Below are 17,798 nucleotides of genomic sequence, written 5' to 3' on the forward strand. Positions count from 1 at the left end.
GCGGATAAATTATCGACCGAGAAAATGTTTAGACTTCAAGCAGCCAGCAATTGTATTTAAAGAAATGGCATTGGCTGCTTGATATTAGCGAGTGTCGCACTTCGCAGTTGAATTCGGGCTTGATTAGTTTAAGAAACTTTAGGATTGTGCGATGCTTGACGAGGTATAATCCTTAATACCAATCTAATATTTATACAGGTGATTAATGTGGATGTTGTAGCAGTAATAGTTGCTCGCGGTGGAAGCAAAAGAATTCCGAATAAAAATATTCTTCCAATCAATGGCGTTAGCCTCTTAGAGCGGAAAATTGATACTCTAAAGCAATGTCCCTCTATTAGCCGTGTTGTTGTCGGTTCTGAAGACGTAACGATTTTAGAACTAGCAAAAGCAAGAGGTGCAGAAGTAGTAAAGAGACCAGACTACTACTGTGATGAAGCACGAGCTAGTGCCAATGATATGATAGGAAACATGTGTAGTTTGATTTCCGCAGATGTTGTTGTTTGGGCTCACTGTACAAACCCATTAGTATCTGTCGATACTTATGAGAGTGCTGTTAACGCTTTTTTTGAGGCTGAACAAGAAGGGTACGACTCTTTGTTATCGGTGTATGAATTGAAAGAGCACTTATGGGACTCTAATTTTCAAGTTTTAAATTATAACCCATATGCGGAAAGGCATACGCTAGCATCAGAGCTGGAGCCGCTTTATGCACAAGATGGTGCTATTTTTATTCAAAGGCACAAAAATATGTTGAAAAATAGTTACTTCTTCGGTGCTAAGCCTAAGCACTTTATAATGCCAGTAGAAGAAGTTTTTGATATCAATTTCCCTGTAGAGTTCAAAATCGCTGAGATATTACTATCTCGGTGTGAAGATGAATAGTTAACTACAAAGCTATTGAATACAAAAAATATGAAGCTAGTAGGCAATAAGGCTATTATCACAACGACTTTCGATTATTACTATCTAGTAATGCTATTTGTTCTTTCGTTTTATCTAATAATACATTGTTTGCATATTAGTGTCTTTAGCTACCTATAGTTTATATATTATTAAATAATTACTAAGTTATTGCGACATAGATTAAAAGTGCAGTTAAAGAATATAAGCAACGCTGTAAAATCTTAGTTTTAAGGTCAGGAAATGAAAAAAAAACTGCTAATGGTATGTTACGGTGGTGGGCACGTAACGATCATTGAGCCCCTTTACCAGCAGCTCAAAGATAAATACGAGATAACGGTCCTAGCTTTGACTTTGGCCGCTCCTTACTTAGCTGCTCGGGGCGTACCTTATGTGACATTCCGATCTTTCAAAGAACTCTTCGATCCGGAAGTCGTTACTACTGGTGAAGGCCTCCTTGCGAACCTCGAGCATAATGGTGAAGTACAATATGAAGATAGCTTATATTACATGGGTTGCTCATACTACGATCTTGTCGAGAGCGTAGGTCTGGAGGAGGCAAAGTCATTGTATGAAAGCAAAGGAAGAGCTGCTTTTTATCCAGAGCCCACGTTAATAAAAATTATTCAATCTCTTTCTCCTGATATGCTTATCACAACGAATGCAATCAGAGCAGAACGAGCGTCTTTGTCTGCGGCGAAGAAGTGTGGTGTACCGACGCTTTGTATCAACGATGGGTTATGGATTGAAGGTGGGCTTTCAGGAGTTTTAGATATCGCTAATGACCAGTTAGCTGATATTATTTGCGTCCTTTCCAGTGAAGTTAAATCTAACTTGGAAGCATCAAGAAAAAGTCGCTCAGCTCGAATTGTTGCCACCGGTACGCCAGTTTTTGACAGTATCAAATTGACAGAAAGAAGAAAAAAAACAAATCAGTTAACGCTTTTGTTCGCTGACTGCCACCTGCCTAAACATTTTCATTTATATCCTGATATTGTAGGTGACCCGGAGTTTGCATTTAGAGTCCGAGAAAAGCTCAATGTTCTTGCTCAAGAACATGATTGGAAAGTTATTGTAAGGCCGCATCCAAATCAAGTTATTGATTATTCAGACTACAGTAACTTGCATGTCTCAGGTAAGAATGATTCACTTCATGAGCAGTTAGCTCAGTCAGATATTGTTTTGACTAATATGAGTACCGTTGGCTTAGAGGGCAAAGCCATGGGGTTGGGATTAGTTACATTAGAAGGAACTGTTTTCAACCGCTACAATTCATTCTATAAGGCTGGTTTATCCACCCCCGTATTTCATGAAAGTGAGCTGTACAATGCCATTATTGAAGAGCTTGAAAGAGCCACTCACGGCATAAGTCTATATGAAGGCTTAGCTACAGAAAATATTTCACGTGAAATTTCTAGATATCTAGGTTCCTAGCTATACCCATGAAGAAAATCTTCCTTAGTGCATTAATTGTTTCGCTAGGACTGTTTATCGGTCGTTTTAGTGGCTTTCTTCGTGAAATAATAATCGCAAATAATTTTGGGGCAACAGAAAACAGTGATTTTATTGTTTTATTGCTTACAACTCCAGACTTTTTAGTTAACTTACTCATGGGCGGTGCCATGAGTATGGCACTAGTTCCTGAGTTTAAGAAATTAAATGAAGAAGATAGTCAGTTACTTTACAAACAAGTAACTTCAGTAATGTTTCTTTTTGGTTTAACAGTTTGCTTGCTTTCTTATCCACTTAGGAGTGACTTAATATCATTTCTTGCTTTGGGAATGAATGAGACATTTATAGAAACCAATCAAGATTACTTCTTCTTTAGCTTAATTGCATTGCCTTTTTCATTGGCAACTGGTGCTTCGTTAGCTTATCTAAATTCCAAAGAAAGGTTCACAATTACTTCTTTGAGTACGTTAATAGTTAATCTTACTATTATTGTATTTGTTTGCTTAACAGCCTTTTTAGATAGTGGGTTTATCTTAATATCGATTGGCTTGGTGTTAGCGTCTTTAATGAGGTGGCTGTCACAAGTACTTGCTATAGGGTTACCCCCATTTTTTATCAAACATGAAAGAAATTTAATAAGCAGAGATTTATTATCTAGATATTTTTATGCTTTGGCTGCAGGTGGTGTTATCTTCCTTTTACCAATAATTGTCCGTACCGTCGCTTCCATTGATGGGGGAGGGTCGTTGTCTTTAGTGAACTACACAATTAAGTTGGTAGAGCTGCCTTTAATTATCCTATCGACGGTATTTAGTATAATATTTCTTCCTAAATTATCGGGAATATACTCGAATGGTAATGAAGGTAAGTTCTTAAAACTAGCATCCAATATATTATGTTTTAGTCTTTTTATGTCCATACTTGTGACGACAGCAATGGTTCTTTATGCGGATACTATAGTTGAAACTATTTATGGTTGGGGGGCGTTAAGTCACCATCAGTTGATGAATATTTCTGAATATTTGAAAACGTATGCCATAAGTTTACCGTTTCAGTGCGTGAACGGCATTATTCTAGCTGTTTTTTCATCAAGAAGGGATACTAAGCGACCTTTCATAGTTACTACCCTATTGGGTATTGTCGTCTTTTCTTTTTTAATATTGGTAAAACCACCAATTGAAGATTTGCTTTATTCTCTAATAACTTTTTACGCCTCTACAGCAATATGTTTTTTGATTGCTCTTCGAGCCGGTCATAAGATTTTTCCATTCTATGTAGATATGAGAATACTTGTGCTTGGTATTTCCTTGCTATTGATGACGTTTGTTATTTTGTACTCTGCAAAGAACTTTGTTATTACATTAGAACCTATTATTGGAACCTTTACTATAGGAGTATACGTAACATCAGTTTTATTAGTGTTTGTTTTAATGTTTAGGTTTATGACTAGTAGGAGTTAGTATGAATTTAATGTATATAACTAATAATCCAGAGATTGCTTCTTATGCTAACAGTTGTGGTATTAGTCGTATTTTTGTTGACCTGGAAGTTCTTGGTAAATATGAGCGTCAAGGGCATTTAGATACTGTAATAAGTAATCATTCTGAAGAAGATATCAATAAGGTTAAAACGGCATCAGGTTCATCTGAAGTATTAGTTCGCATCAACCCTTTCAATAAAAACATTAGCAAAGAAGTCGATCGAGCTATTGCCGAGGGTGCTGATATCATTATGTTACCAATGTTTCACTCAAAAGAAGAGGTGAACAGTGTTGGTAAGATGATAAATGGCAGAGCCAAATTCATTCCTCTTATTGAGACAAAATCTGCAGCCGAGTCTCTAGAAACTTATGTTGATAGCCCGTATGTATCAGAGTTCTATATAGGGTTGAATGACTTGCATAGAGAGTTAGGCTTTCGTTTTATGTTCGAGATCATTTCAACGGGATACTTGGATCAATTAGTTGCGGCAATAAAAACTTCTGGAAAGCCATTTGGCTTTGGGGGCGTGGCTAGAGTCGGCGAAGGGACATTACCTGCTAGTTTGATTTTGGGAGAACATGCTCGTCTTGGTTCAAGTGCGGTTATATTGTCCAGAGCATTTCATCAGCGTTCTAAAAACCTTGAGGAACTAAAGAGTAAACTCGATCTAGAGCTAGAAGTATCGCGCTTGTATTCCGAGATAGAGAGATTGAAAAATAGGACTTATGAGCAGATTCAACATGATAAAAACGAACTAAAAAGAATTGTGGACGGCATTGTAGAAGGTGAGATGTGAAAACTATTTTTGATTGTTTAGTTTCGGCGTTGGCATTGATTTTACTCGCGCCACTTTTGTTTGTTGTTGCGATCATCATCTTCGTCGATGATCCAGGTTCACCATTTTTTAAACAAAAAAGAGTGGGGTTAGGAGGGAGAGAGTTTGGGATGTATAAATTTCGTAGTATGAAATGCAATGCATCCGAAGTGGGTCCTTATTTCACTCAACAAAATGATCCAAGAATCACTAGAGTTGGACGAGTGATCAGAAGAACAAGTATTGATGAATTACCGCAACTTATAAACGTGCTATTGGGTGATATGAGCATCGTTGGCCCTCGTCCTGACGTCCCCGTCCAAGAAAAAAACTATACGCCAGATGAGTGGCAATTACGTAATAGCGTCAAACCGGGAATCACGGGTTTGGCTCAAGCTACGGTGCGTTCAAATACGACACCAGAAGAGAGAACCCGATTAGATCTAGAATATGTAAAGACTCATAGCATTTATCTCGATCTTAAAATTATAGCGATGACAGTGAAGCAAGTTATTAGAAAAGGTGGGAATTAATATGTGCGGTATTTTCGGTTACTTCGACTTTTCTAATCGTTCTTTAAGCGAAGAAACGGTGCGTGCCATGGGGGAGGCGATTGTATATCGAGGACCTGATGGCATGGGGTATTACCACCGGGAAGGTAGAGCACTCGGAAACCAGAGATTAGCAATCTTAGATTTAGAGCACGGACAACAGCCTTTTTATTCTGATGAGCACGATATTGTTGTAGTTCAAAATGGTGAAATATTTAACCATGTTGAACTTGCTCAAAAACTTGCTGGGACCCCTTTCGAGTGTAAAACAACATGTGACACAGAAGTATTGTTAAGACTTTACCAAAAGTACGGTATTGACTTCATTTCAATGCTAAACGGTATGTTTGCAATCAGTATTTACGATAAGCGCATAGACACTATGTTTCTCATTCGTGATCGCGTTGGAGAAAAGCCACTATATTATGCAAATCACAACGGAATGTTGGCCTTTGGTTCGGAAATAAAATCAATCTTGAAGGTAGGTATTCCAAGAGAACTAAATAAGAAAGCATTAGATAGTTATATCTCTTACAATTATGTGGTACCACCCATGACAATGTTTTCCGGTGTGGAGCATGTCATGCCGGGAAGCTACCTCTCTATTTCTAATTCAGGCATTGAAGAAGTCTCTTGGTGGGATGTCGCTGATGTCAATCCAGAAGAAGCAAGTGAAGCGGCCTGGATTGAGCAATTGGACACGACTTTAGATGATGCAGTTCGACTTCGTTTAAGAGCTGATGTCCCGTTTGGTGCGTTCTTATCTGGAGGAGTAGATTCAAGCTCCGTTGTTGGGTATATGGCGAAGCATTTAGAACAACCAGTCAAAACATTTTCGATTGGGTTTCATGATAAAAAGTACGATGAATCCCCCTACGCAGAGGCTGCGGCCAACAGGTTCAATACTGAGCATGTTTGCGAAAAAGTAGAAGCAAACCTCCTGAACTTGTGGGGGAAATCAACATATCATTGCGATCAACCGCATGGTGATGTTTCATTTATGCCGACGTATAAAGTCGCAGAACTTGCTTCAAAAGAAGTGAAAATGGTTTTAACAGGCGATGGGGCTGATGAACTGTTTGCGGGATATGATAAATACAAAAACTTTTTTGATTCAGACACTGACTCGCTAAGTGACGAAGAGTTTCAGATTAAGTTTTTGGAAAGTATTTCGCTATTCCAACAAACATCGAAGAGTAAGCTATACAGCGATTCTATGATGGAAGCTTTGGCTGGGGTAGACAGTCACTACTTTGCGAAACAAGCATTTAAGAAAGTAAAGCATCAGGACAGAGTAAACCAAGCCTTATATATAGACACCAAGCTATTACTGCCTGGAAATAACTTGGTTAAACCGGACCGAATGGGAATGGCGGTCTCTATTGAAAACCGTGCTCCATTTCTAGACTTTAGAATGATTGAGCTAGCTTTTTCAATTCCAGGTGAATTAAAACTACACGATGGTGAGACGAAGTACATTTTCAAAAAGACTGTATCTAACCTGATAGGCGAGGAGTTAGCTTACCGTAAAAAGCAAATGTTCACAGTTCCAATTGGCGAATGGCTCAAAACGGACTTAAAGGACATGGTTTCCGATCTCTTATTTAGCGAAAAAGCCAAATCAAGAGGAATTTTCAACCATGATTTTGTCCAAGAGCTTTATGAAAATCATTGTAAAGGCACCTCAAATAATACTCGAGAGATTCGAGCTTTAATGGCAGTTGAACTTTGGTTTAGAGAGTTTATTGATTAGTGTATTCAGTCATGGGTTTATGCTCATGGCTGATTAACAATATGTATTCTCATGTACGAAATGCATGAGTAAGCTCAAGTTGGTCGTAATGAAAGAGTTTTTTTTGAGACGTAGAGTGAAGGATACGTTAGTAGCCCTCTCCGATTTTAACTTTATATTACTGTCCTTTTGGATGGCAGTTTTCACAAGGTTTTATCAGCTAGAGTACTTGATAGATTACTCTAGCTACTTATACCTATCTATTTCATCCGCTACTCTCTTTGTATTTATCTGTTGGATTCGAGGTGTTTACAAACACGTGCTAAGACATGCGATGAATAGTATTGCAAAGTTAATTGTAAGCTCATTATGTATTGTCGTACTTTTTTTAGGTTTTACCTCTTATTTTAATCAGGTAATGCTGCCGCGAACATTACCAATATTATTCTTTTGTTTTTCTTTCATTTTAACCTTCTTTTCGAGGTTTGTTATTGTAAGTCTTATTGAAGGGGCTTCATCGAAAGGTAAAGAAAACATCATTGTTTATGGTGCAGGAAAAGCCGGACGGCAATTGGTTGTAATGTTGCAAAAAGGTGAGTTGTACAATGCTAAAGCATTTATTGATGATAACCCAACTCTAGTTGGAAGAACGATTGTTGGCGTTAAAGTTTACTCACCCAAGAATATTGCAGGCTTAAAGCGTAAGTACGGTATTCAAAAAGCGATCTTATCCATTCCTTCAGCGCCGAAAAAACAGAAAGCGGAAGCTGCTTCTCTGCTGTCTACAATGGGGATTGATGTTTTGACAATTCCAAACTTGGATGATCTTGTCTTAGGCATTGTAAAGATAGACGAGTTAAAAGAGGTAGCGATAGAGGATTTGCTTGGTCGTATACCAGTCGCACCAACCCAGAAACTGTTAGAAGCGAATATTAAAGGTAAAGTTGTAATGGTGACTGGGGCGGGAGGCTCTATTGGTTCTGAGTTATGTCGCCAGATTATTAAGAATAAACCAAGAAAGCTGGTTCTTTATGAGCTTTCAGAGTTTGCGTTGTATCAGATAGATAAAGAGTTAAATAGTTACATTGCGAATGAAGGCTTAGATTCAGAGGTGATACCTTTGCTTGGCTCCGTCCAACGCCAAAATCGTTTATCGGCTGTGATGAACGCGTTTAAAGTAAACACGGTGTACCATGCTGCAGCATACAAACATGTTCCATTAGTTGAGCACAATGTTGTAGAGGGCGTTAGAAACAACGTTTTTGGTACGTACTACACCGCCATGGCCGCAATCGAGAGTGGTGTCGAGTCTTTTGTATTGATATCAACCGATAAAGCTGTGAGGCCGACAAATGTTATGGGAGCCACGAAACGTTTAGCTGAGCTAGGCTTACAGGCACTCGCTGAGCAGCAACTTCATGACGCTAAAGGTACAAGGTTCTGTATGGTTCGCTTCGGCAATGTTCTCGGTTCATCCGGCTCTGTCGTGCCTTTGTTCAAGCAGCAAATTGAGCATGGAGGCCCGATCACTCTGACTCACCCAGAGATCACTCGATACTTTATGACCATTCCAGAAGCTGCACAGTTGGTTATTCAAGCTGGAGCAATGGGTAAAGGAGGGGACGTATTCGTACTTGATATGGGAGAGTCTGTGAAGATCATCGACTTAGCTAAAAACCTCATTAATCTTTCGGGGCTGGAGGTAAGAGATGATGAGAATCCTGATGGTGATATCGAAATACGCTGTACAGGCTTAAGACCTGGTGAAAAGCTCTATGAGGAGCTATTGATTGGAGATAATGTCAAGAAAACTAGCCATGAGCGTATTATGACCGCTCATGAGACCTACTTACCGCTTGATCAGTACCAAGACATACTCTGCAAGTTAGATGAAGCTTGTCATAACTTTGAGCATGATAAAATTCGGAGCATATTGCTTGAAGCTCCAACAGGTTTTAAGCCGACTGATGGAATATGCGATCTTGTTTGGAAAGCTAACCTGTAGAGGCTCGTAGGTTAAAAATGAAAGCGGCCTTCGAGTATCTCATGGGCCGTTTTTAGGTAAAAAATTTAGAACGTAGCGTTTTATAAACTTTCTCTTAGTGTTCACTCTATTCTTCTTTACTTTGTATCCAACATAAAGATATGAGTGCGATGAACATTATGAGTGGCTGAGCATGATTTATAGGTATGTCCGTAAAAGCTGAAACCCAGAAAACAGTTAATACACCAAGCACAATGCTTGCCGGCAGTGTGTCTAATTTTCGTACCTGTGATAAAGGGAAGAAAAATAATACGATAAGTAGTGCCAGCCCTACTAGGCCTTGTTTTACAAGAGTATTGATGTATTGATTGTGGTAGTGCCCCCATTGAGCTGTATCTTGCTCAATAATGCCTTTATTAGCTAACGTTTCTCGAAATGATTTCTCTTTACTGCCCAAACCGAATATCGGTTTCTCAAATATCGAATAGACACTTGAATGCCATAACTTTATTCTTGCTCCAATCGATGTGTCTGTTCCACCTTGCTTGATTGTTTCAATCGCATTTTCGGTGCTTTTTACTCTCTCGGAAACAATAGAAGAATGAATTGTGAAAGATAAAATAGTGACAGTAATAATAGATAGCAACCTACCATATTTAAGGCATTTCTGTCTTTGAGTGAAAATAACAACAATAAATAAAGAGCAGAGTAAAGCTAAAAATGGTCCTCTTGAAAGGCTTATTACCAATGAATTAAAGCTAAATATAAAAGCTATTAGACTTATATTTCGAATTTCTTTTGTTTTAGTAGTTAAAAAGTAACATATCGAGGCAGTTGCCACAGCTGCGGAAATTGTTGTGTATGGTATAGGGTTTATATCCCATAGTGCTCTAGGATTGTTCCAAATATACATGTTAAGAGTGGTGTACGTTAACATGAATAAACTGGAAATAAGCAAAAGCCAGTGAAGATTGTGAAATAGTTTGTCCGATAGTTTATCTGGAAAAGAAACAAGGAAGACAAACATGATTGCATAAGCACGCAAGGAGTCGTTGGAGATTGAACTATTGTATTCTTTATAAAATATAGTTGATAATAACATTATGCCAATAACTTGAGTCCACCTATTCTTGGTGATGTTATGGATGATTGTTTTGCAACCATAGTTCCAAACTGAACTAATTAGAGAAATTACTGACAGTACGATCATCGCTTTGTAAGAATCAGAGTTTACTAGTTGACCCGAAAAAGCCCATATTATTGGCATGGATATTAGCCATTCGTGTAGGGATATCTTGCTTATACTTACTTTATCAATAAATTTCATTTTGACAGCTCTTTGAGAACTCAATGTGATGGCTTATTTGTTATCAAGGCACCACTTTATTACTAAGCTTTATGTGTATGCTCAATGCTTGGCTTAAATGTTAATTTTATATTATAAAATTTACTGACCATTTATAGCGTTAAGCTTCTGGATTGTGGATTTTAAAGCCCCACATCTTTTAGACGTAAATGCTTTTAACTTGCTACTTATTTCATTCCGTTGATTTTTGTTACTCATATAGAGTGCTGTATAAAGTGCAATTTCCTGAGAATTTGGGGCAATATCTATAACACCTTCTTTCTTCATGGTGACGACAATATCTTCAAAGTTGAAAAAACTAGGTCCGGTTATGGTTGGAACGCCCAAAACCGCTGGCTCTAACACATTGTGTCCACCGACTTTATCTCCGATTAGACTGCCACCCATAAAGCAGATGTCCGCAGCGCCCATCAAAGTTAGCATCTCGCCCATAGTATCGCCGAGATATACTTGAGTATTAGTCTCTACTGAATGTGTTGAAGTACGACGCACAGTGTTAAAGCCTTGCTGTTGGCAAAGCGTGAAGACATCATCAAATCGTTCTGGATGGCGAGGAACCAAAACGAGTAAAGCATTTGGATGAGATTTTAAAACTTGTCTATGTGCATCTAATACCTGTTCGTCCTCGCCTTTATGGGTGCTAGCTGCAATCCAAATCGGACGATCGTTTCCAAGCTGGGCTCGAAGCTGTTGTCCTTGTTGTTTCACTTGCTCTGATATTTGAATATCGAACTTAATCGAGCCAGTAACGGATAGTTTCTTTTTCTCAACGCCTAAGCGTTCGAAGTGCTCTGCATCTGAATCCGTTTGGCAGAGTACTTGAGTTAGGCATGGATGAAGCTGGTTAAAAAGCCGCTGTATTTTGGCGTAGTTCTGACATGATTTTTCAGATAGGCGCGCATTCACGACAGTTATAGGGATACCCGCTTTGTGAACATTGTGAAGTGTGTTTGGCCACAGCTCAGTCTCAATGATCAACATCTGTTTTGGTTGCACTGCTTTAAGAAAGCCTTTGATAGCAAACCCAAAGTCAATTGGCATATAGCGGTGTTCAATTAAATCACCCAACTTAGCAATCTGTTCAGCTCCGGTACTTGTTGTTGTAGTAACTAGAATAGATTGTTCGGGGTTTTGTTCCTTAAGGGCTTTAATTAAAGGTGTTGCTGCTATGCTTTCACCAACAGATACGGCATGTATCCAAATAGGTTTGTCGTTGCTTTTTAGCTTGGGAGTGATACCAAAGTGCTCTTTCCAGCGAGAGCCGAACTTAGGCTTATTTGGTTTGCTCTTGTACAAACCAAATAAAAGCAGCGGTGACGCTAGAGCGAGTAGTAAGGTATAAACAATACGAACTAACATGAGCTTATCGTAATGGCGTCAAGTTTTTGGATACTATCTAGCACTTGCTTAGGCGAAAGTTCTGTCAAGCACTTGAGGTGTTCGTATTGACATTCACGCTGGAAACAAGGGCGACAATCAATATCGGTATGAACAATCTCCACTTTTTCTGCGAGTGGGGGGGTGTACTTCGGTGAAGTTGAGCCATACACGGCAACAACATTACAACCAACCGCAGCTGCCACATGCATTAAGCCTGAGTCATTCGCGACAACAGTCTTACATGCAGCAAGGAGATCGACTGCTTCAATTAAGCTGGTTTGGCCTGCCAGAACATGAATGTGCTCATGGAATTGCGTCGGAACAAGTGCGCGAATATTGTTACAAGTCTCTAAGTCCTTTTGAGAACCAAACAACCAGATTTGATGCCCAGATCGAGCCATTTGCGTCGCAACTTCAGCGTAGTGTGTTTCGGGCCATTTTTTGGCGGGACCAAACTCTGCTCCTGGGCATAGTCCAATGGTTGGTTGGTCTTGGGCTAAGTTGAACTTTTTGAGCGTGGCTTGTTGCTCTGCCGCGTTGATTGCAAGGCGAGGGCGAGGTAAGGTTTCAAGCCCGCCAAGAGAATTAGAGTCCACCATTTCTGCTTTTGGATAAGCTAACGCTACATAGCGCTCTACCATGTACTGAAAAGACTTCATGTTAGGGCGTAAGTCATTCAATAAACCATAGCGCATTTCTCCTTTCCAGCCAGTACGAAGAGGAATGTTGGCAAACCATGGGATCAGTGCTGATTTCGCTGATTTAGGCAAGATATAGGCGTGGTCATATTGCTTTTCACGTAATGATTTACCAATTTCCCTGCGGCCTAATAAGTTAAATTCACCATGACCGATAGGCATTTCAATCGCTTGGTGGATTTCTGGCATACGCTCAAGAATCGGTTTACACCATCCAGGAGCAATGACATCGATAGTGCAGTTTGGGTGTTGGTGTTTAATGACTTTGTATAGTGATTGTGACATCACCATATCGCCAACCCATGAAGGGCCAATAATGAGTATTTTCATGGTTTAATCCGGTGCTCTCATAGAAAAGTCTTTTATTTGTTCATAAAGCCTAAAAGACTCAATATAAAGCTTGTCGATAAGAGTTATACCTTGTTTGTTCTTCCTTGAGCTGCCAATAGTTGAGTCTATTTTTGCTCGAACAACTAAATCAGGTTTGAGACAGTATGTGAAAATACCGTGTTTATATGGTTTTTCCATATAATCATCGACAGGCTCGATAAACTGAGCAGCATTGTGAATGAATGACTGTGCAGCTTTTGGTGAAATGATATAGCCCATAATTCCACATGTTCTTCTGTAATAACGGATGATTTTTATTTTTGAATCAAAAGCTTTGATGTTTTTATACTTCTTTGGGCTTGTTGCGCATAGCTTTAAAAAATCGAACTCAACCGCGATCTTTGGCAGATGTTTAAAGTACTCAAAAAATTCATCAGTAAGATCACAGTTATCTTCTAATATCAACAAAGGAGCACTGGATTCAGCTGCGATCTGCCAAGCTTGAAGGTGGCTGGAAAAACAAGCAACTTCGCTATCAACAAGTTTATAACCAAATCTTTTTTTTGTTATTTGATCGTTTCTACGTTCAGATAAAGGGAAGTTTCCTTGTTGAGCGTCAGCGGCATCCAAAAAGCTAAACTCTATTCCTGACGCTTCTAATTGTGATGCAATACGCTCTCTTCGTTCGACAGAGCGCTTTAAACTGATAACTATGACTTTCATTACACTTTCCAGTCGCTGTTATATCTTGGTTTAAACAAATTGTAATAGTTACTGCCGTCTTCTTGAGAGTGCAGCAACTGCAATACCCACATATATTGTTCGGGTTTATCACCGACAAAGTATTCAATGGTTTCATTACAGGTACGAGCGTCTTGCTCTTCGCCTTTATCCAGCTCAAACGCCGGTAAAATCTCAATATCAAACGTACCATCTTCAGTGTTCATCGACGCAAATAGAGGCAGTACTTTTGAGCGTGATAGTTTCGCAATTTTGCCTAAACCAGGTAGTGTTGCTTTACGTGTAGCAAAAAAATCTACAAACACACTATGCTCTGGGCCGTGATCTTGATCGGGTAGATAATACCCTACATAGCCATCTCGAATGGATTTCAGAAAAGGCTTAATGCCACCTGAGCGTTCATAAACACGACCACCGTATTGAACTCTTTGCTTGTGCATCAGCCAGTCAGCAACATCATTCTTTTGTTTCTTCGCCATTGCAGACACTGGCATTCCCATTGAAGCGAGCAAGATAGCAGGCACATCAATTGCCCAAGAGTGGGGAACCATTAAAATCACATTTTCGTTGTTATCAATGTGCTGTCGTAAAATGTCTAGGCCGCGAATTTGGCAACGGTTCTGAAGCCACTTTGGTGAGCGTAAACTTAGTAACCCGAAGCGAAAAAAGAACATGGCTGCTGTGTAGAGTGTTTTTTCTATCAAAGCTTCACGTTCTTGGAACGACTTTTCCGGAAAACACAGCTCAAAGTTCACCCTCGCTCGGTGAGCTGGACCTTTGTGGGATTTAGACAGCTTTTTGGCTATGGTTTTCGCCAACCACTTTTGTAAACCGAGTGGCATTAATGATAAAGGTAAAAATAAGATAACACCTAACCACGTGCCCCAGTACTTAGGCGACAGAAAGTGGCGCTTAAACTCAGGGTTATATGCTTTGGGGTCGAAGTCATCACGTTTTATGGTCATGGCGTGTCTAGTTACCTATTCGTGTACGGGCGAAGTGGTTTAAATGAGAAAAAGATAGTTAGGAATGATACAGGCTATTGCACTTGAGTAAAGGTGGCAGGTTATAGTTCTACCACCTTGTGGTGTTTAACGGTTTTGGATAGTCAAGTATTCGGCAACGCCTTCTGCAACTGTCTTGAATTCAACATCACAGCCTGCGGTGCGCAGTTTGGTCAGATCCGCTTGTGTGAATTCTTGGTAAGCGCCTTTTAGGTGCTCAGGGAATGGGATGGTTTCAATTTGGCCTTTGCCATGATGCTTGATAACTGCTTTTGCTACCTCTTCAAAAGATTCAGCACGGCCAGTACCACAGTTAAAAATGCCTGATACGCCGTTTTCTAAGAACCACAGGTTAACTTTACATACATCACCAACGTAAACGAAGTCGCGTTTGAATGATTTGCTGCCCGCGAACAATTTAGGATTTTCACCTGCGTTAAGTTGGTTGTTTAGGTGGAAAGCAACTGATGCCATGCTACCTTTGTGGTCTTCACGTGGGCCATATACGTTGAAGTAGCGGAAGCCAGTGATTTGAGAAAGGGTCTCACCATGTTCTTCAGCGTCTTGCCATAGGCGACGAACGTAGTTATCAAACTGCTGTTTCGAGTAACCGTATACATTCAGTGCGCCTTCGTATTCGCGTTCTTCAACGAAAGTCTCTGTATCGCCGTAAGTGGCTGCTGAAGAAGCGTATAGGAATGGAATCTCGCGATCTAAACAGTAATGCAGCAGCTCTTTAGAGTACTCGTAATTGTTTAGCATCATGTACTTACCATCCCACTCAGTCGTTGCAGAACAAGCACCTTCGTGGAAAATTGCCTCAATCGGACCAAAATCATCGCCCGCCATAATTTGGGTCAGAAAGTCGTCACGATCCATGTAATCTGTGATATCAAGATCAACTAAGTTTTTAAACTTCTTGCCATTTTTTAGGTTGTCGACAACCAGAATATCGTTAATACCTGCTTCGTTCAGTGCTTTAACAATGTTGCTGCCGATCATGCCAGCACCACCAGTTACGATGATCATAAGACTTCCACCATAGATTAAAATTTTCTCAGGAATTCTAGCAAGAAACAGAAATTTGCGCTATTGGAAGGAAAAGAAAGGTAAAGAGCGCTTGGGCATAAGTAAAAGGGAGCTGAAGCTCCCTTAAATAGTGTTGTTATTCAGCGTTTGACGCGTTTGGTCTCTGGTACCAAGGGTTGCGCTCGTCTGTTAATTGAATAAGTTCGTATTTTCTATTTAGCTTCTGACCACCATCACGAGTGATTGGTTGCCAAGAGAAGTTTGCTCTATTGTTACTTGGTTTCACTGTCATGATATCGTATGGAATCGAAATGTAGAGACCTTTAGTAAAACTGCCTTCACCAAACTCTTCTGCAGTTAAATTCGTAAACGAAGCGTAAGCACCGGCGATTACGCCACTGTCAAACTGCTTAGCTATGTTTATTTGAGTACCGACGTCACCACCGAGGAACTGCCCCACATCTACTTGTACCATCAAATTGGATAGAAAATCCCATTGGGGGTAGTAATACGCAGAAACGAAACCTGTGAAGCCTTTATCAATAACTTGGAAAGGATCTCCGTATTCTGGAACATACTGCCACTTTTCATCGTACACACCGAAGTAACTTTGCGGGTCACGTTGAGAGATCAAGTTTACATCTGCACCGATCGCCCAGTTTGCGCCTTTCGGTCGATATAAGAACTCGGTACCCACACCCGCAAACATGCTCTCTAGATAACCGGCGTAGAACTGTTGGTCCATGGTATCTGAGTACTCTTTGAACCAAGTTAATTGAAGATTCTGCATAGTTACAGGATATTCATCTCTATAGGCCCTAAACATCGTGCGTACACGAGGTATCGTCGTGCCATCCGGCGGAGTGACGTAGTTAAACTTGTCGTAGTTGTTGTACCAATCCCAATAAAGAGCACCGCCTACTTCTAAGTCATCTGTCAGCCAATAAGAGGCTTCACCTTTAAGTCCCACACTAAAGAAGTAAAATGTTTCAGCAGCACCCAGTGTTTGAACCAGTTGCGGGGAAAAACCATAATCGAAACGCTCAAAACCGTCGTAGATAAGATTACCTTGTGGTTTTTCATTTCCTTTTGAAGTTGCGTCTTCAATGCTAGGAGTGATGTAGTTAACTTCTGCAAAGTCACGGTATTTCTCTTTGGAGATAACCGTTTGATCGCCGATCAGACCACGACTGCGTTCATTGATAGTAAAGGTATCAATGTTGTCTGGCATTTCGTTATAAAGGACTGCCGCCGCTTTTTCATGAGCTTCATTGCGATCACGATACTTTTTCTGCTCGCCAACAACCGAAACGGTATTATCTTCAACATAGAGTTGGGTATTTTGGTAGCCAGCAATTTTATCCAGCTCCTCGGTAACACGTTCCCAATCTACATCAGACAGTTGTTCTGGTTGCTTGTCTTCAACTTCTGGTGTTGGTGTATCACGCCAGAAAGACGGCATATCATTGAAGTTAGTGTAAAGACTCACGCCAGCAACTAACGTATCTCCGCGCTCGTAGCTCAAGCGCAAATCTGCCATATGTCCTAAACGATATAGAACACCAAAGTTCCAAGGCGTATGAGGTGTCATGTCTACACCACCACGTACCACTGGGAAATCTTCGCTGTAATCGTTGCTGTCGTATTCAAGCTTAAATCGCAGTGGTGCGTGCAAAGTTTGATACTCGACACCACCAAAGAGTGCAGCAGGACCTTTGAACCAGCGTTCAAAATCCACACTACCACCATTACCTTTGTAATCAGAAGGGCGTTCACAGAAACTATCGGACAGCTTACAAGCTGGGTTGCTGATGTTGTCGCGCGTACCTAAGTAGCCCCAGCCCATACCTAAAGTGAAATCAAAGGTACCAAGGTTTGGGTTAGAGTAACGTTTTGTTGCAGCAATAAACTCACCATCAAAAAGGCCGGTACCTGCAAAATCACGCACACCAACAGAAAGCTCTGGCAGGTACTCGGATTCTTCTAACAAGCGAACTTTAAAGTCGATTCCCTTGTCGGTGTACTTGGTATCACCCGAAAAGCTCGGATCGTTACTGTAGAAAAGATCGTTCACCATGGTGTAACGAATGGTCGTTTCTAGCCATGGCATCACTTGCAAAGTCACATTGTAAAATAGGTACTCGTCGCTACCGGTAACAGCAAAGTTAAACTCGCCTTCAGGTGCCATACGACCTGTAGGCATCTGCATTAAGCCGACACCACCAAAGTCCATTTGTGATGGTTGCAATGGCGGTGCTTCGAAAGGTATGTCTTGAGCCCACACCAACGCTGGACCCATTAAAGAAAGGGATAAACTGGTTCTGATCAGGTTCATG

General features: G+C 40.3%; 14 protein-coding genes. 7 read left to right on the forward strand and 7 right to left on the reverse strand.

Annotation, left to right across the window (positions count from 1 at the left end; translation table 11 throughout):
* Nucleotides 1-207: 207 nt before the first annotated feature.
* From NL645_RS15165 to NL645_RS15195, 7 genes are all read left to right on the forward strand, one after another.
* Entirely contained in the window at nt 208-882 is a 675-nt protein-coding gene (locus NL645_RS15165) for an NTP transferase domain-containing protein (protein ID WP_052499839.1), read from the forward strand.
* Nucleotides 883-1,143: 261 nt separating this feature from the next.
* Nucleotides 1,144-2,334: a hypothetical protein gene (locus NL645_RS15170; protein ID WP_253651965.1), complete on the forward strand. Its 1,191-nt coding sequence runs from the start codon at nt 1,144-1,146 to the stop codon at nt 2,332-2,334.
* 8 nt (nt 2,335-2,342) lie between these two features.
* Nucleotides 2,343-3,812, forward strand: coding sequence for a murein biosynthesis integral membrane protein MurJ (murJ, locus tag NL645_RS15175; RefSeq protein ID WP_046874099.1), 1,470 nt, complete (start codon nt 2,343-2,345; stop codon nt 3,810-3,812).
* Nucleotide 3,813: 1 nt separating this feature from the next.
* Nucleotides 3,814-4,629 (forward strand): aldolase/citrate lyase family protein, encoded by an 816-nt coding sequence (locus NL645_RS15180; RefSeq protein ID WP_046874098.1) that lies wholly within the window; start codon nt 3,814-3,816, stop codon nt 4,627-4,629.
* On the forward strand, nt 4,626-5,180 hold the full coding sequence (locus NL645_RS15185) for a sugar transferase (protein ID WP_043035978.1): 555 nt from the start codon (nt 4,626-4,628) through the stop codon (nt 5,178-5,180). The genes NL645_RS15180 and NL645_RS15185 overlap by 4 nt, the downstream gene beginning before the upstream one ends.
* A 1-nt stretch (nt 5,181) precedes the next feature.
* Entirely contained in the window at nt 5,182-6,951 is a 1,770-nt protein-coding gene (gene asnB / locus NL645_RS15190; RefSeq protein WP_064377030.1) for an asparagine synthase (glutamine-hydrolyzing), read from the forward strand.
* Between the two features lie 172 nt (nt 6,952-7,123).
* Nucleotides 7,124-8,935: a nucleoside-diphosphate sugar epimerase/dehydratase gene (locus NL645_RS15195; RefSeq protein WP_301339031.1), complete on the forward strand. Its 1,812-nt coding sequence runs from the start codon at nt 7,124-7,126 to the stop codon at nt 8,933-8,935.
* 106 nt (nt 8,936-9,041) lie between these two features.
* Here NL645_RS15195 and NL645_RS15200 read toward each other — a convergent pair whose 3' ends face one another.
* The 7 genes from NL645_RS15200 to NL645_RS15230 all read right to left on the reverse strand — a co-directional run bounded on the left by NL645_RS15200 (nt 9,042) and on the right by NL645_RS15230 (nt 17,797).
* A complete protein-coding gene (locus tag NL645_RS15200; protein WP_253651967.1) occupies nt 9,042-10,241 on the reverse strand; it encodes an O-antigen ligase in 1,200 nt (399 codons plus the stop codon).
* Between the two features lie 120 nt (nt 10,242-10,361).
* Nucleotides 10,362-11,639 carry a lipid IV(A) 3-deoxy-D-manno-octulosonic acid transferase gene (gene waaA, locus NL645_RS15205; RefSeq protein WP_253651968.1) on the reverse strand — a complete coding sequence of 426 codons (1,278 nt, stop codon included), beginning with the start codon at nt 11,637-11,639 and terminating at the stop codon, nt 10,362-10,364.
* Nucleotides 11,633-12,688: a lipopolysaccharide heptosyltransferase II gene (waaF, locus tag NL645_RS15210; protein WP_064377034.1), complete on the reverse strand. Its 1,056-nt coding sequence runs from the start codon at nt 12,686-12,688 to the stop codon at nt 11,633-11,635. The genes waaA and waaF overlap by 7 nt, the downstream gene beginning before the upstream one ends.
* Nucleotides 12,689-12,691: 3 nt before the next feature.
* Nucleotides 12,692-13,411: a glycosyltransferase family 25 protein gene (locus NL645_RS15215; protein ID WP_253651969.1), complete on the reverse strand. Its 720-nt coding sequence runs from the start codon at nt 13,409-13,411 to the stop codon at nt 12,692-12,694.
* A complete protein-coding gene (gene lpxM, locus NL645_RS15220) occupies nt 13,411-14,394 on the reverse strand; it encodes a lauroyl-Kdo(2)-lipid IV(A) myristoyltransferase (protein WP_253651970.1) in 984 nt (327 codons plus the stop codon). Before lpxM ends, NL645_RS15215 begins: the two co-directional genes overlap by 1 nt.
* A gap of 126 nt (nt 14,395-14,520) precedes the next feature.
* Nucleotides 14,521-15,462 (reverse strand): ADP-glyceromanno-heptose 6-epimerase, encoded by a 942-nt coding sequence (rfaD, locus tag NL645_RS15225; RefSeq protein ID WP_253651971.1) that lies wholly within the window; start codon nt 15,460-15,462, stop codon nt 14,521-14,523.
* A 136-nt stretch (nt 15,463-15,598) separates the two neighbouring features.
* Nucleotides 15,599-17,797 carry a YjbH domain-containing protein gene (locus tag NL645_RS15230; protein ID WP_253651972.1) on the reverse strand — a complete coding sequence of 733 codons (2,199 nt, stop codon included), beginning with the start codon at nt 17,795-17,797 and terminating at the stop codon, nt 15,599-15,601.
* Nucleotide 17,798 lies beyond the last annotated feature (1 nt).

The sequence above is a fragment of the Vibrio sp. Y51_MX_L26 genome (assembly GCF_024181935.1).
Taxonomy (GTDB): Bacteria; Pseudomonadota; Gammaproteobacteria; order Enterobacterales; family Vibrionaceae; genus Vibrio; species Vibrio diabolicus.

Bases quoted from the DNA above. Each gene is read 5' to 3' on its own strand.
- NL645_RS15170 (WP_253651965.1), top strand. From the start codon at position 1,144: ATGAAAAAAAAACTGCTAATGGTATGTTACGGTGGTGGGCACGTAACG.
- NL645_RS15195 (WP_301339031.1), top strand. From the start codon at position 7,124: ATGGCAGTTTTCACAAGGTTTTATCAGCTAGAGTACTTGATAGATTAC.
- lpxM (WP_253651970.1), bottom strand. From the start codon at position 14,394: ATGACCATAAAACGTGATGACTTCGACCCCAAAGCATATAACCCTGAG.
- NL645_RS15200 (WP_253651967.1), bottom strand. From the start codon at position 10,241: ATGAAATTTATTGATAAAGTAAGTATAAGCAAGATATCCCTACACGAA.
- waaA (WP_253651968.1), bottom strand. From the start codon at position 11,639: ATGTTAGTTCGTATTGTTTATACCTTACTACTCGCTCTAGCGTCACCG.
- rfaD (WP_253651971.1), bottom strand. From the start codon at position 15,462: ATGATCATCGTAACTGGTGGTGCTGGCATGATCGGCAGCAACATTGTT.
- waaF (WP_064377034.1), bottom strand. From the start codon at position 12,688: ATGAAAATACTCATTATTGGCCCTTCATGGGTTGGCGATATGGTGATG.
- NL645_RS15215 (WP_253651969.1), bottom strand. From the start codon at position 13,411: ATGAAAGTCATAGTTATCAGTTTAAAGCGCTCTGTCGAACGAAGAGAG.
- NL645_RS15230 (WP_253651972.1), bottom strand. From the start codon at position 17,797: ATGAACCTGATCAGAACCAGTTTATCCCTTTCTTTAATGGGTCCAGCG.
- NL645_RS15180 (WP_046874098.1), top strand. From the start codon at position 3,814: ATGAATTTAATGTATATAACTAATAATCCAGAGATTGCTTCTTATGCT.
- asnB (WP_064377030.1), top strand. From the start codon at position 5,182: ATGTGCGGTATTTTCGGTTACTTCGACTTTTCTAATCGTTCTTTAAGC.
- murJ (WP_046874099.1), top strand. From the start codon at position 2,343: ATGAAGAAAATCTTCCTTAGTGCATTAATTGTTTCGCTAGGACTGTTT.